This window comes from Maribacter orientalis, from assembly GCF_900109345.1.
Taxonomy (GTDB): Bacteria; Bacteroidota; Bacteroidia; order Flavobacteriales; family Flavobacteriaceae; genus Maribacter; species Maribacter orientalis.
Map to the genome: position 1 here is coordinate 770,087 of NZ_FNZN01000001.1, position 13,937 is coordinate 784,023.

Genomic DNA, 13,937 nt, shown 5'->3' on the forward strand with positions numbered 1-13,937 from the left:
ATAATCTACCTATACTTAAATGGTGAAACTAATTAGCAATAAATAGTATGCTATTATTTTATGAGTTAACATCTTTCTTTTAAAGTGCTTGGCGGACTTTTATTTAACCTAACCACCAGGAAAACGAACTAAAGTATTGGAATTCCAGATTTATGAGAAACCATCTGCTAGTAAATTTTTTACATAACAATATAGTTAGCAAATTATATGAACAGCCTCCAAATTTGTGCAACTAAAAAAGTAACAATAAAACCCATGATTACAGGTAGTATAGAAGCTACAACCGTCCATTTAACACTTTTGGTTTCCTTGTAAATAGTGTAAATAGTAGTACTACATGGGTTGTGCAATAGACTAAACAGCATTAAGTTAATGGCGGTTAACAATGTCCAACCACCAGCTCTTAGCACGTCACCCGTTGCACTGACCGAGTCTAATTCAAACATTACACCTGCTCCTGCCCCACCATCAATTCCTGTAACTAGAACCGTTAACATTAAAATGGTGGGTATTACAATTTCATTTGCGGGTATAGCTACTATATACGCTACTAAAATAACTCCGTTTAGCCCCAAAAGAAACCCAAAACCATCTAAAGATGAAATTAACCAAGCGGCCATACTTTGGTCACCCAAATAAACATTTGAGATTAGCCAGATTACTGCACCAGCGGGTGCTGCAAAAACGATGGCTCTCCATAAAACAATAATGGTCCTATCTATTAATGAGGTGTAAATTGTTTTCCAAAATCTTGGTGGTCGATATGGGGGTAATTCTAAATTAAAAGTAGATACTTCTCCTTTCAATACTGTTTTTGATAATGCCCAAGAAACTAAAAACATAAAAAAGATACCCAAAATGGCGATACCTATTACAGCTGATAATGAGGCAATACTAGAAAAAGAGTTAGGCACAACAGCACCAACAAAAATAGTAGCTATTAATATTTGTGTAGGCCAACGCCCGTTGCATAGAGAAAAATTATTGGTTATAATGGCAATAAGACGTTCTCTCGGACTATCAATGATACGCGTAGCAACAACGCCTGCCGCATTACAACCAAAGCCCATACTCATTGTCAACGCTTGCTTGCCATGAGCACCCGATAATTTAAATAAGTGGTCTAAATTAAATGCGACCCTAGGGAGATAGCCAAAATCTTCTAACAGTGTGAATAATGGGAAAAAAATAGCCATAGGTGGTAACATTACGGCTATTACCCAAGCCACCGCCAAATAGACACCATCAATTAAAAAACCATCTAACCACCAAGGCATTCCTATTGATGAAGCAAATGCTTTTAAGGCAGGATGAACAGTATCCAATAATAAACCTGCCAGCATCGAAGAAGGATAATTTGCACCTATAATTGTTAACCATAAAACAAGTGCTAGAATCAAAAACATTATTGGGAAACCCCATATTTTGCTAGTAATAATCTTATCTATTCTAGCATCTAAACGGAGCTTGTTCTTTTCATCGGTCTTATGAACGGAATCCTTTACTATTTCAGCGGCATCTGCATAAATTCCTTCGGCTAAATTATCATGAAACTCATCACCAATTTGCCAACGAAGGTCATTAGAAAGTGAAATAATATGTTCTATATTTTTATTTTTCATCATTTAATACTAAACAAATTCTCCTGTTCTTAATAATTCAATGATGTGCTCATCGCCTTCTAACAATCTGAAAGCAATCCATCTGCTATTCGCAATTTCTGGGTATTCTTTTTTAATTTCTAGGCTTAGTTTTTGAACCGCGTTTTCAATATTTTTAGGAATATTTTTAATACGATGCGGCTTACAAATTATTTTTCCGTTTGCTACTTCACTTATGGTTTGAATTAATTCTGGAATCCCCTTATCATATCGGGCACTTGTAGGTACAACTGGGATGCCTAAATAGCGTGCTAAGGTTCGTGTATCTATTTCAATATGGTTACGTTCTGCTTCATCCATTAAATTCAAACATAAAACCGCTCTATCGGTGATCTCTAAAATTTGTAATACTAAATTCAGATTTCTTTCGAGTCTACTAGCATCTACAACAATAACTGTTACATCAGGTTTTCCAAAAAGAATAAAGTTTCTAGCGACTTCTTCATCTTCTGATGTAGAGAGCAAAGAATACGTTCCTGGAAGATCAACAAGTTTATATTTCTCCTTATTATATTCAAAGGCACCCTCAGCCCTAGTTACTGTTTTACCTGGCCAATTGCCTGTATGTTGACGCAAACCGGTCAAAGCATTAAAAACGGTACTTTTTCCTGTATTAGGATTGCCTGCCAATGCCACTACAAAATCAACCTCGGTAGTGTTTACCCCCAACCTTTTCAACCCTTCAGCATTAAAATGAGAACAAGTTTCACACGCACTCTTAGCTTTAACTTCCATGATCTACACTTTTTTAATTAAAATTTTTGATGCTTGGTTATTTCGCAAGGCAATACTTGTTCCTTTTATTAAAAAGGCATTAGGTTCTCCTAATGGATTTAACAAATCTAAACGAACATCAGCACCTTTTACAAAACCTAAATCTAACAACCTTCTTCTGCTTTCTCCTCTTATCTCTTTAGATATACCAATTATTTTAGCTGTTTCCCCTTCTTTTAAAATAGATAACCTTGCTAAATTTTCTTCTACAACCACATCTTTTTCAAGTATAGAAACGGTTATATTACCTGCTATAATCGGTGCTAATACAAAAGATTCTCCTTCTGAATGAAATACAATTCTCGAAGCAGTTTTGTCCACTACACGAATTAATGAACCTATATGAATTTTTTCTGCTAGTATTTGTTTGTAAATAATATCTGGTTTGTCTTTTATATGAATGATTCTACCAATAGTGTCGACCGTTAATTCTGAAAGTGCAGTTCCTTTTATTTTTGCAATTTTCCCTGTATTTGTTGGTATAGGATCACCATGAGGGTCAAATTGTGGATTTCCTAACTTTGATGCTAAAATATCTGTTTCATCTTTAGTTAATTCATGCTCTTTTCTTTCAGCTCTTTCATGCCATTCTGCTCTATCAAAACCTGTTTTTTCAGCCAAAAATTTCTCCCATAACCTATGTGCCCTTACTATACGCAATGCATAATCACTACCTGACTTGGTGAGTTTTACGGCATCACCTTCCATGAAGATGAGTTCATGGGCGGCCATTTTATTTATGGAATCAACAATTAGGGTATCATTAGTTTTTAGGGTTCTGATAATATCGTTTAGATTAAGATGTTTGTTTGCATTTTCACTATGATACAGCAGTTTTAAAATATCTTCAACAACTATTTTTCCGTTTGATTTAGAATTAGTTTTAATCAGCCAATACCAACCTTTATAAGGTCTAAACAAGAGATATGCAAATACCGATATCGCAAGAAATATTAATAATGCCGTTATTGGATTATACGTATTCATTATTTTTTATATTTTTTTGGTTACACCTTTTTAAGTAATTTATGGTGCAAAATCAGTATCAATTTAAAGAGAATCTAACGTATTATTAATCACCTTTTTCTAAAGTATAAATTTGTTTAGTCAATTTTCTTCTGTTTACGATAACAACTTAAATTGATTCTAAAAGTTACAAAATATTTCTAGTTCAATCTAAGTATAATCAACAGTTATACTTAAACGGTAATCAGAAATATTCTATTAAAGAAACATAAATTAATCGTTTTAGAAACTAGTTAAGTACTGTAGTTAATAAATGTACTATTCATCACATATTTATCTTCGCATTTGCCTTCTTATAGTGAACAGTGCGTTTATTGACAAATATTTATTGTTTTCTATAAGAGTTAATGAACCTCATAAAACACGATTTCATTATTTAGTAGAGAAAGGGGCAGATTAATTTCTTCGCCTATTGTTTTATAGATTATTTCGTTTACGACAATGGTATAATAATACTTGCCGGCGACTAAAAAAACTTGCTAATATCAAATTAGACTGATATTTTATATATTAAGTAATGAAACTATTCGTTTTACATTCGATTTTATTACTTAATAAATACAGGAATCTGTATATAATTGTATTTTATATATTTTAAATAACTGATTACCAATAATATAGTGTTATCGTTTAGAATCGTCTGGTTTTGAATTTATCGTTGCAGCTTGGGAAAGATAATTTGCTAATATTTTTTCTACCAATTCTTCTTTGGTTAAATGATGAAATATCGTTTTAACTTTAGTTTTAAATTCTTCAGAGACCTCACGATTTGGTTTTGTTTTAAAAATCTTTTTGGCCCATAGAAGGGTGTTATTCTCTTCAATACTTTGCGCATCGGCTTTTTTATACTTGTTAAAGACAATACCCAATTCCTTTTCGAAATCAGCAATTTCAGCAACTTCTTCTTTTTGTAATATAGTTAGCGAAAGCCCATTAGCCCCAGCTCTAGCAGTACGTCCACTTCTGTGAACATAAGCATCATAGGTGTCAGGTAAATGATAGTTGACTACATATTCAATCTCTTTTACATCAATACCACGAGCAGCTAAATCTGTAGCCACTAAAATATCAATATGTCCTTCTCTAAACTGACCCATAATACGATCGCGAATGCCTTGGGATAAGCTACCATGTATAGCACCAGATGAAAATTTATTAATTGCTAGATTTTTAGCCAATTTATTAACGGCTGCTTTGGTTTTACAAAATATTATACCTCTCTGCCCCTCTTTCGTATTTAAAAAATGAAGTAAAACGTCTAGTTTTTCAATAGGTTCTACCACTACATATTTATGGTCAATACCTTGATGACCAAGTGTTGACATATCTGCTTCTACGTGTATCACATGTTTAGACATGTAATTTTGAACTAATTGTTTTATTGTACCTGGCATAGTAGCTGTGAACAATAAGGTTCTTCTCGATTTTGGAATACCTTCAATAATGGTATCTAAATCTTCTTTTAAGGCACTCACCATTTCATCGGCCTCATCAAGAACTAAATATTTCAAGTTCTTAATATTAATAGCTTCACGCTTTACTAAATCGACTAAACGCCCAGGTGTTGCTACCACTACATGCGTAGCTATTTTTAAGCGTTCTATTTGAGGTTTTATAGGAATACCACCACATACTGCCGCTATAGAAATTGTAGGAGTATGGGAAGCGAACGATTCTAAATTGGTATGAATTTGCTGTGCCAATTCTCGTGTAGGTGCCAAAATCACAGCTTGTACAGCAGTGTTTTTAGTGTCGATTAATTGTATCAAGGGAAGTCCGAAAGCAGCAGTTTTACCAGTTCCGGTTTTTGCTAATACAACAAGGTCTTCTTTTTTATTTAGTACAACAGGAATACATTTTTTCTGAATATCCGTGGGAACAGAAATTTTTAAGTCCGCTAAACTCTTCTGTAATTTCTCATTTATTCCTAAATCTGAAAACTGCTTTGACATTAAAATTTTTTATGCAAAGATAACGACACTTTTATCTTGAATACTATCAATACGTTTTATTAGTAGGTATAAAAACTAACTGTTCTAGAAAATATCAGTTGTATTCAAAAGTTTTGACAATAAGAAAGTAAGTACGTTGAGCACGGCTTTTATTTTTCACCTAACATGCGAAGCATTTTAGTATGGTCCCAGATAGCATGACCTATAGATTTTTTGACATTATAAGGCATGCCAAATTCAAGTGCGGTTTCAGAAACAATTTTTGTTAGGTCTTTATAGTGTACGTGACAAACATCTGGCAATACATGGTGTTCTACTTGATAATTGAGTCCGCCAATCAGCCAAAATAGTAACTTACTGTTTGGAGAGAAATTACTTGTTGTTGCGAATTGATGTCCATACCAATCATCTTTCATCATTCCTTTATCATTAGGAAGTGGAAACTCGTTCACGGGCATAATATGTGCTATCTGAAAAACAATACTTACCAACATTCCGGTTACAAAATGCATAGATAAAAATGCCAATAAAATTATCCACCATGCAAAAGGTAGCATAATCATAGGTAATATCAATGCATAAGAATAATACAATAGTTTCCATACCGCCATGCTAACCAATGTTTTTTTATATTCATTTTTTTTGTCTAAAAACCCCATGTCACGAAAGCGTTTTAGGCGCACAAAATCTTTGGTAGTTATCCAAGATAATGTAGATATCATATAAAAAAACCATATATAAATATGCTGATATTGATGTACCCAATAATGTTTGGCATGTGGTGAGAAACGTAAGAAAAATGGTGCGTTCAAATCATCATCAGCATGGTCTATATTGGTGAAAGTATGATGCAAAACATTGTGCTGAATTTTCCAGATAGTTGCATTGGCACCAATAAGGTTGAACGAATAGCCTAAAAGAGTATTGATTCTTTTGTTTTTAGAGTATGAGCCATGTATGGCATCATGCATAACTCCCATACCTATACCGGCCATGCCCAATCCACTTAAAATGTATAATGAAAATAGTATTGGAACAGAAGTAACCAAGCCTGATGAAAGTAGCATGAGGGGGGCAAAGAACAATGTCAACATAATTATGGTTTTTACAACCATAGTTACATTAGCATTACGACTCTTATTATTGGTTTTAAAATAGGTGTTTACTCTTTTTCTTAATGTTCTTGAAAAATCAGGATTTATGTCCCGGGAGAATTTTGGATTTGCGATACTGTTATAGTTTTAGGGGATTTTTATCAATAAAAAAAATAGCAGCTTTTGTTTATAAAGAGGTGCTGACTTAACCTAATTTGCTTATGTTTATATGAACCAATTATTTTGTAATATCAGAGTGATATGACCTTTTATATTCAATAAATTAAAGAGAGCGATAGATTAATTAAAATTGTTACAAATTAAAAAACGGAAAGCAATCCAAATTAGTAATGCTTTAAAGGTAGGTTAAATTAGTTTGGCTATAAATATATTATTTAAATAACTGACAATCAGATATTAATGATTAATTTATGGTTGGGCATTTTTTTAGCATTTTTTACTTTTCTTTAAATGTTGATTTTACGGAGCACTTATCTATCCAGTAACTCCCAACTAACCCATCTGTCCAGGCCATACTGGTACCATTTATCGCCATTTTGAAAAAATAAATCATTATTTCTTTACACTTTAAACTCTATGGTTTGGTCATAAATGTGGCCATTTTTCCAAGCATTAAAGAAAGCTATAAGTAAATTGATTTCTTCATATTTGGTTAAATCCATAGCTAACCCAAATAAATCTTTAACAAACGGTATAACTTCTTCGGGAGTATTCGTATCATAATGAATTAAAGATAAAAGCCTAATTATATGGTCGTTAAGAGACTTATCTGTTGAAGATTTAAGGACCTTCATAGCAATGTAATTGGAAGTGTCGGGTGGTTGATAAAGAATTGTTTTTGCCTGATGCAAGACCGTTTCTTTGAAAAAATTAAACTGTGGTTTCCATTTCGAAAGGTCGAATTTCTTTCTTCTGAAAAGCAATGCGATTTGTTTCCAATTCCAAAAATTTTGTATCGCATCAGAAGACATAAGTGAATTACTTGTTCCGATAGAAATATTCTAATAACTTTAAGAGATGTTCCAAGCTTATAGGCCTCAATTATTCCTGCTAAAATAGGATTGTTGAATTCACCTAGAGCGCCATCCCATAATTCATAAAATATATTGCATTCTTTTGCTTAAAAGCGATCAAGGAAATCAAAATACTGTACAGTTGCGTTAGAAGAGTAATTTAAAGCTTTTGTTTATTTTTCAGAATCATAGCCATTACCACTAGTGGAAAATGATTGAAAGAACTTTACACGGTTATTAAGGCCATCATAAGTAAATACTACTATATTTAAGAGATTCTTTGCCTTTGAATTGTGGCAATTCATTCATTTGCACTTTATTAATCTCAGGAAAAAGGTTCTCAAAAGCCTCATTTTTTTTGTAGTACTGTATTTTGGACCATAGCCTGCATTCAATAAATCAAGATAATCAACTTGAAAATAGCCGTCTTTAAAGGTGTTTTTGTGAAATATCTGTTCTTTATTCTTCTTATTTTGAAATAAAGTAATTGCTTTATAGATAGAATAATCTTCGGCCAAAGCAGCTAAAACTATACTACCACCTGAATTAGCAATAACTAGGTCGAACTTTCGTAGTATTTCGTGACCATTAAGGTTTCCATAGCGATCTTTTAAGGTAAGTAGTTGAATAACTGCCCAACTTCGGCCGCCATCGAGTGAAAGATTTTTTTACATTTTTACAAAACTATTGTATTACCCATTATAATATAGATATCGACGATATTTTATAAAAGGACGAGGGAACTACCTTTATTGAAGTTATTAAATATATAGAATACTATTGATATTCTGTTATAGGAATTCCTTTGAATTTATGAGGATATTCTTCCAATTTATAGAATTTGGGAGGAAAGTAAGGTTTGTATTTTCGAAAATGTATTTAGTTGTTATTAGTTTAAAGGAATTGAAATGTTATAAACTTAAGTCAAGAACATTTGCTTAATCACAGTATTTAAAAATATCCAAGAACCGCTTTACTTAGATTTTCACTTAAAAAAGAAATTGCTTTTTTAAAAAAATTTAAGAATAAGTTCAATAGTAAATTCTCACCCCGTTAAAAGCTAAAACATATAACTTTAAAAGTGTTTCAACTATTTATGAGATTCCATTTATTATAACATTTTTATTAATGTTACGAACGAGGCGTCTTAAAAAATTTCCAGGACCAATTTCAGTAAATTCAGTCGTTCCATCCTTAATCATATTGAGCATGGTATGCCTCCACATTACTGGATGCGTCAATTGATCGACTAAATTTTTCTTTATTAATTCTATATCGATTATTGGTAGTGCGTTGACATTCTGATAAATTGGGCAAATTGGTTTTTTGAATTTGGTTTCGGCTATTGCCGACTTGAATTCCTCAACGATTGGCTCCATAAAAGGAGAATGAAATGCTCCACTTACAGCTAATGGGAACACACGATTAGCACCTGGCCTTAATTTTTCGCAAACTTCATCTAATGCCTTTATTTCTCCTGAAATAACAACTTGTTTCAACGCATTATAATTAGCAGGTACAACGATACCTTCTACCTTGTCACAGATATCTTTAACAATAACATCGTATAACCCCACAACAACGGCCATACCTGTATTTTCAATTTCACAAACTTTTTGCATAAGCGAGGCGCGCTTGGCTATTAGTTTAAGGGCCGATTCAAAATCTAGAGATTCAATAGCAGCCAAAGCTGATATCTCACCCAACGAATGCCCGGCAACCACATCGGGTTTAAACCCCTTGCCAAGGGTTTTTGCCAAAATATAAGAGTGTAAAAATATTGCAGGCTGCGAAAATTTGGTTTGCTTCAAATCTACGGCAGACCCATTAAACATTACATCAGTAATTGAATATTTTAAAATAGTATTGGCCTTTTTAAAATATTCTTGAGCCAATTTAGATTTTTCATACAACTCTTTTCCCATACCAGGAAATTGAGTGCCTTGACCAGGAAATAAGTACGCATGCATAACTAGAATAGATTGTTACAATTTTTAATTACTCCATCTTGATATGTAATAGAATCTTTAAGAAAACAAGCACTTATTTGTTAAAGTGGAATTTTATCAGATGCTGTTAAGTTTTGTATATCAATATTTTATAAATATAGACTATAGTACAGCAATGTGAACTTTTAATTAAAACTCTGCACTATGTAACATTTAAAAAGGTTGAAATACACTAAGCCTATTTTTGAATATTGAAAAATATTAGCGCTTGAATTAAAGAAACATACCAACACAATTAATCATAGTGAATATCCGCATATCAAATTCTTTAAGCTTAATATTACTCTACTACTAAATTTTAATTTATATTAAATTATGACCTTTTAATAGATTCATTTTAAAATACGAGATTTTGATTATGTATCATTCCATAGAATTTAAGTGTGCCCATTAGAGTATATAACCAAAGATTCAAGTAGTATTTTATTCAATCCCTTGGCACTATGTATTATGAAACACTTTGCCTCTACCTTATATAAAAATGAAATTAAAGTTGTGTTAATCGAAAAGAATGAACATTCATTTTCTGTATCTTTGTGTTTTAATTTTATTAAATATGGCAGCACTTCAAAAAAGTATAGACAAGCGTAACGCATTAATACAAGCGACTATTGAATTAGTGAATAACGATGGGTTTCATGCTACCCCCATGAGTAAGATTGCTAAAATGGCCAGTGTTTCACCAGCAACCATTTATCTATATTTTGACAATAAACAGGATTTAGTAAACAAAACTTATATCGAAGTTAAAGCATGTTATACCGCATATGCTTTTGAAACATATGATGAAACCATGCCTGTAGAATATGGTTTTAAAGTGATTTGGAAACGCATAGCAGAATTTAAAATAAAAGAAAGTGCAAATGCCCTGTTTTTAGCACAATGTGATAATACTCCCATGATTGATGAAGCAAGTAGACAAGAAGGTATCAAGCATTTACAACCCCTTCTCGACCTATGGGCTCGTGGAAAAAAAGAGGGCATTATTAAACCGCTATCAGATTACTTATTGTATGCCTACGCTATAAATCCGTTATCATTTTTAATGATGGCACAAAATCGTGGGTCGATTCAATTAACTCAACTAGAACTAGACCAAGCTTATGAGGCAGCTTGGAGTAGTATTAAAGTCTGTAAATAACATGAAGAAGACAGCTATTATATTAGGAGCTTCGGGTTTAACCGGTGGTCTTTTACTTCAAAAATTAATTGATGACAATAGGTACAGTACTATTAAATTATTTTCACGAACCCGCATTGAAGGCTTACCAAATAAAGTTATTCAATTCATTGGTAATTTACTAGAGCTAGAACAGTTTAGTGCAGATTTTATCGCAGATGAAGTGTATTGTTGCATTGGTACTACCGCAAAAAAAACACCAGACAAAAAGTTGTATAAGAAGATAGATTACGGGATACCCGTTGCCGCTGCCAAGCTTGCAAAGGAAAATGACATACCAACCTTCTTAGTTATTTCTGCCATGGGAGCAAATAAAACGAGTAGTGTGTTTTATAATAGAACAAAAGGTGAAATGGAACAAGGTGTGCTTCAGCAAGGCATTAAGAATACTTCAATATTAAGACCCGCATTAATTGGTGGTGAACGTAACGAACGTAGAGTGTTGGAAAAAATAGGAATTGTGGTATTCAAAATTATACAGCCACTTTTCATTGGCCCATTAAAAAAGTATAGAATTATAAATGCAGAAAGTATTGCACAAGCCATGCTTAATCTTGCCAATAACACAAGTAATACACAAGTAGTTATTACTTCAAGCGATATCATACAATTAGCTAAAAACAACTAAAACAAGAGTTATTTAAATGGAATTATTAGATAAATTAAATTGGAGATACGCCGCAAAGGCAATGAACGGTAAAAAAGTGGCTGAAGATAAAATAGAACGTATTTTAGAAGCAGCACGTTTAGCTCCTACATCAAGTGGGTTGCAACCTTTTGAGATTGTCGTCGTAAAGAATCAAGAAATTAAGGAACAAATTAGACCAGTCGCATGGAATCAATCTGTAATTACAGATTGCTCTCACCTACTTGTTTTTGCAGCTTGGGATACCTACACGGCAGAAAGAATAAATTACATGTTCGACTTAACAAACGAGATTCGTGGATTTAAAAACGAAGGGTGGGAAAATTACCGTCAAATGCTATTAGGTTCTTATCCACAAAAAAGTGCTGAAGAAAATTTTAACCATGCTGCAAAACAAGCTTATATAGCTTTTTCACATTCTATTATTGCAGCGGCATACGAAGGTGTAGATGCTACTCCGTTAGAAGGTTTTGAACCAAATGCAGTTGATAAAATTCTTGGACTTCGTGAGAAAGGTTTGCGAAGTGCTGTATTATTGCCAATTGGTTATAGAAATGAAAGTGAAGATTGGTTGGTAAACTTAAAGAAAGTGAGAAAACCAATGAAAGAGTTGGTTACTATTCTTGAATAAGCTTTTGAAAATGAAAAGGACAAAGAAGTTAAGCAATTTTGAATTTAAGTTCTTAAGAAAAGGGTTGTCACAAATAGACAACCTTTTTTTGTTACCATTAGTTAGCAATGGGTTGCGTATTTATAGCTACTAAGGCATCGTTCATTGACACTCAAATCGCTATAAGTTTTAATAATTCTATACTGAACTTTAGAAAACCAATATCTTCGCGCGCATTATGTGGATGTACCTTGGACTTTTAGCGGCACTATTTTTAGGCTTACACAACCTATGTAAGAAACACGCAGTACAGGGTAATGAAGTCTTTCCTGTTTTACTAGGTACTATCTCTTCAGGATTTTTATTGCTCCTCCCCTTTTATATTGGCTCTCAATTTTTTAAAGAGTACATGATTGAAATTCAGTTTTATATTACTGATATTCCCTTAAAAACACATGGTTTTATTGCGGTTAAGTCCGCTATTATGGCTGCTTCATGGGTATTGGCATACCAGGCATTAAAACATCTCCCCATTACTATAGTTACTCCTATACGTTCTGCTGGTCCGTTTTTCACCTTTATTGGTGCAATAACTATATATAACGAAAAGCCGAATACATATCAATGGATAGGCTTTTTTCTTATCATTTTTTCAGTTCTGCTTTATTCGAGAATTGGAAAAAAAGAAGGAATCCACTTCAAGAACAACAAATGGATATTTGCAATTATTGGCGCAACTTTTTTAGGTGCTTCCAGCGGTTTGTATGATAAATTTCTGATACAAAGTTTAGCTTTAAATCCGCAAACATTACAATTCTGGTTTTGCTTTTATACGGTCTTAATTTTGCTCATTATTTTAACAATTACCTGGTTTCCGAATGCAGACAAAAGAAAAGCCTTTAAATGGCGGTGGTCTATACCCTTGGTTGGTATCCTATTACAAATAGCCGATTATTTTTATTTTAAGGCATTACAAGACCCTGATGCATTGATTATGTTGCTATCTGCCATTAAACGCAGTCAGATATTGATAGCAGTAGTGATAGGTGGGGTTTTATTTAAAGAACAAAATAAACGAAAGAAGTTAGTGCCACTAGCGGGAATTATGACAGGTGTTTTTCTAATTCTATATTCCTAGAAAACGAACAAGTTTGCGAGTGGCAATTATAAAAATGGAGGTTATACTCGATTTTCCCCATTCGATGGCTGTATATTTGTTCAATTATTAACCTTTACTTGGGTTAAGTAATTTCATTTGTTAATAGTTATGTCGTTTAAAAAACTGAATCCGTATTTGTTAGAAATGTTAGAGGGCTTTTCAATTGAAGAACCTACACCTTTTCAAAAAAGCAGTATTCCCATTATAAAAAGTGGTTCAAATGTATATTGTACCGCTCCAAAAGAAAGCGGAAAAACGACTACTCTAATCCTTACCACACTTCAAAAATTAAAATGTGAAGCAGTTGGTAATGCACCCAGAGCTGTCGTAGTTGTTGAGAATAAAGAAAAGGTATTAGAACTTTACGATGAATTTCTGCGGTATACGAAGTATTCTTCCCTTCGAGTGTATGCAAGCTATAAAGAGTTACATATCGATATTCAAAAATCGGAAATATTTGAAGGTATAGATATATTAATAACAACCCCTACTACCCTACACAAATTGTTTCTTTTAAATGGTGTAAGTACGTCGCAATTAAAAATTTGCAGTATTGATGATGGAGATTTTCTGGTTCAAAAATCAGAATACACCGCTATGATTACAGTAGCTCAGAGTATAATGAAGTGTCAGTATGTATTGTATTCTGAAAAATTGAATCCGAAGTTAAAACGCTTCGAAGATTTCTTCATGGAACGTGCAAACCATGTGAAAATTTAGCACGAGAATAGACTTCTTTTTTTGTGAGAATACAAAAAAATGAGATATGTTTAAATTTGATGATGTTCGATA

Annotated in this window: 10 protein-coding genes and 2 pseudogenes; 5 read left to right on the forward strand and 7 right to left on the reverse strand. The window is 32.9% G+C overall.

The window, feature by feature from the left end; translation table 11 throughout:
* Positions 1–203: 203 nt before the first annotated feature.
* From feoB to fabD, 7 genes and pseudogenes are all read right to left on the reverse strand, one after another.
* Positions 204–2,396, reverse strand: a pseudogene (gene feoB, locus BMY56_RS03395) (ferrous iron transport protein B).
* Positions 2,397–2,399: 3 nt separating this feature from the next.
* The gene (locus BMY56_RS03400) at positions 2,400–3,422 is read right to left on the reverse strand and encodes a metal-dependent transcriptional regulator (protein ID WP_091619854.1); all 1,023 of its coding nucleotides are present in this window, start codon (positions 3,420–3,422) and stop codon (positions 2,400–2,402) included.
* 662 nt (positions 3,423–4,084) lie between these two features.
* Entirely contained in the window at positions 4,085–5,413 is a 1,329-nt protein-coding gene (locus BMY56_RS03405) for a DEAD/DEAH box helicase (RefSeq protein ID WP_091619857.1), read from the reverse strand.
* Positions 5,414–5,562: 149 nt separating this feature from the next.
* Positions 5,563–6,507, reverse strand: a complete 945-nt coding sequence (locus tag BMY56_RS03410; protein ID WP_177170913.1) for a fatty acid desaturase family protein — start codon at positions 6,505–6,507, stop codon at positions 5,563–5,565.
* Positions 6,508–7,088: 581 nt separating this feature from the next.
* Positions 7,089–7,499, reverse strand: coding sequence for a hypothetical protein (locus tag BMY56_RS03415; protein WP_091619864.1), 411 nt, complete (start codon positions 7,497–7,499; stop codon positions 7,089–7,091).
* 347 nt (positions 7,500–7,846) lie between these two features.
* Positions 7,847–8,191: pseudogene (locus BMY56_RS19110) on the reverse strand (hypothetical protein); the annotation flags it as partial.
* A gap of 444 nt (positions 8,192–8,635) precedes the next feature.
* The gene (fabD, locus tag BMY56_RS03425; RefSeq protein WP_091619869.1) at positions 8,636–9,511 is read right to left on the reverse strand and encodes an ACP S-malonyltransferase; all 876 of its coding nucleotides are present in this window, start codon (positions 9,509–9,511) and stop codon (positions 8,636–8,638) included.
* A gap of 595 nt (positions 9,512–10,106) precedes the next feature.
* Here fabD and BMY56_RS03430 point away from each other — a divergent pair.
* The 5 genes from BMY56_RS03430 to BMY56_RS03450 all read left to right on the forward strand — a co-directional run bounded on the left by BMY56_RS03430 (position 10,107) and on the right by BMY56_RS03450 (position 13,865).
* Positions 10,107–10,691: a TetR/AcrR family transcriptional regulator gene (locus tag BMY56_RS03430; RefSeq protein WP_091619872.1), complete on the forward strand. Its 585-nt coding sequence runs from the start codon at positions 10,107–10,109 to the stop codon at positions 10,689–10,691.
* 1 nt (position 10,692) lies between these two features.
* Complete coding sequence (locus tag BMY56_RS03435) at positions 10,693–11,358, forward strand: Rossmann-fold NAD(P)-binding domain-containing protein (protein ID WP_091619875.1); 666 nt, start codon at positions 10,693–10,695, stop codon at positions 11,356–11,358.
* Positions 11,359–11,374: 16 nt separating this feature from the next.
* Positions 11,375–12,007: an NAD(P)H-dependent oxidoreductase gene (locus BMY56_RS03440; protein WP_091619877.1), complete on the forward strand. Its 633-nt coding sequence runs from the start codon at positions 11,375–11,377 to the stop codon at positions 12,005–12,007.
* A 217-nt stretch (positions 12,008–12,224) separates the two neighbouring features.
* The gene (locus tag BMY56_RS03445) at positions 12,225–13,124 is read left to right on the forward strand and encodes a DMT family transporter (RefSeq protein ID WP_091619879.1); all 900 of its coding nucleotides are present in this window, start codon (positions 12,225–12,227) and stop codon (positions 13,122–13,124) included.
* 129 nt (positions 13,125–13,253) lie between these two features.
* On the forward strand, positions 13,254–13,865 hold the full coding sequence (locus tag BMY56_RS03450; RefSeq protein ID WP_091619881.1) for a DEAD/DEAH box helicase: 612 nt from the start codon (positions 13,254–13,256) through the stop codon (positions 13,863–13,865).
* Positions 13,866–13,937: the final 72 nt, after the last annotated feature.

Coding starts and splice junctions, on each gene's coding strand:
- BMY56_RS03410 (WP_177170913.1), bottom strand. CDS start 6,507: ATGTTGACATTGTTCTTTGCCCCCCTCATGCTACTTTCATCAGGCTTG.
- BMY56_RS03405 (WP_091619857.1), bottom strand. CDS start 5,413: ATGTCAAAGCAGTTTTCAGATTTAGGAATAAATGAGAAATTACAGAAG.
- BMY56_RS03450 (WP_091619881.1), top strand. CDS start 13,254: ATGTCGTTTAAAAAACTGAATCCGTATTTGTTAGAAATGTTAGAGGGC.
- BMY56_RS03415 (WP_091619864.1), bottom strand. CDS start 7,499: ATGTCTTCTGATGCGATACAAAATTTTTGGAATTGGAAACAAATCGCA.
- BMY56_RS03430 (WP_091619872.1), top strand. CDS start 10,107: ATGGCAGCACTTCAAAAAAGTATAGACAAGCGTAACGCATTAATACAA.
- BMY56_RS03400 (WP_091619854.1), bottom strand. CDS start 3,422: ATGAATACGTATAATCCAATAACGGCATTATTAATATTTCTTGCGATA.
- fabD (WP_091619869.1), bottom strand. CDS start 9,511: ATGCATGCGTACTTATTTCCTGGTCAAGGCACTCAATTTCCTGGTATG.
- BMY56_RS03445 (WP_091619879.1), top strand. CDS start 12,225: ATGTGGATGTACCTTGGACTTTTAGCGGCACTATTTTTAGGCTTACAC.
- BMY56_RS03435 (WP_091619875.1), top strand. CDS start 10,693: ATGAAGAAGACAGCTATTATATTAGGAGCTTCGGGTTTAACCGGTGGT.
- BMY56_RS03440 (WP_091619877.1), top strand. CDS start 11,375: ATGGAATTATTAGATAAATTAAATTGGAGATACGCCGCAAAGGCAATG.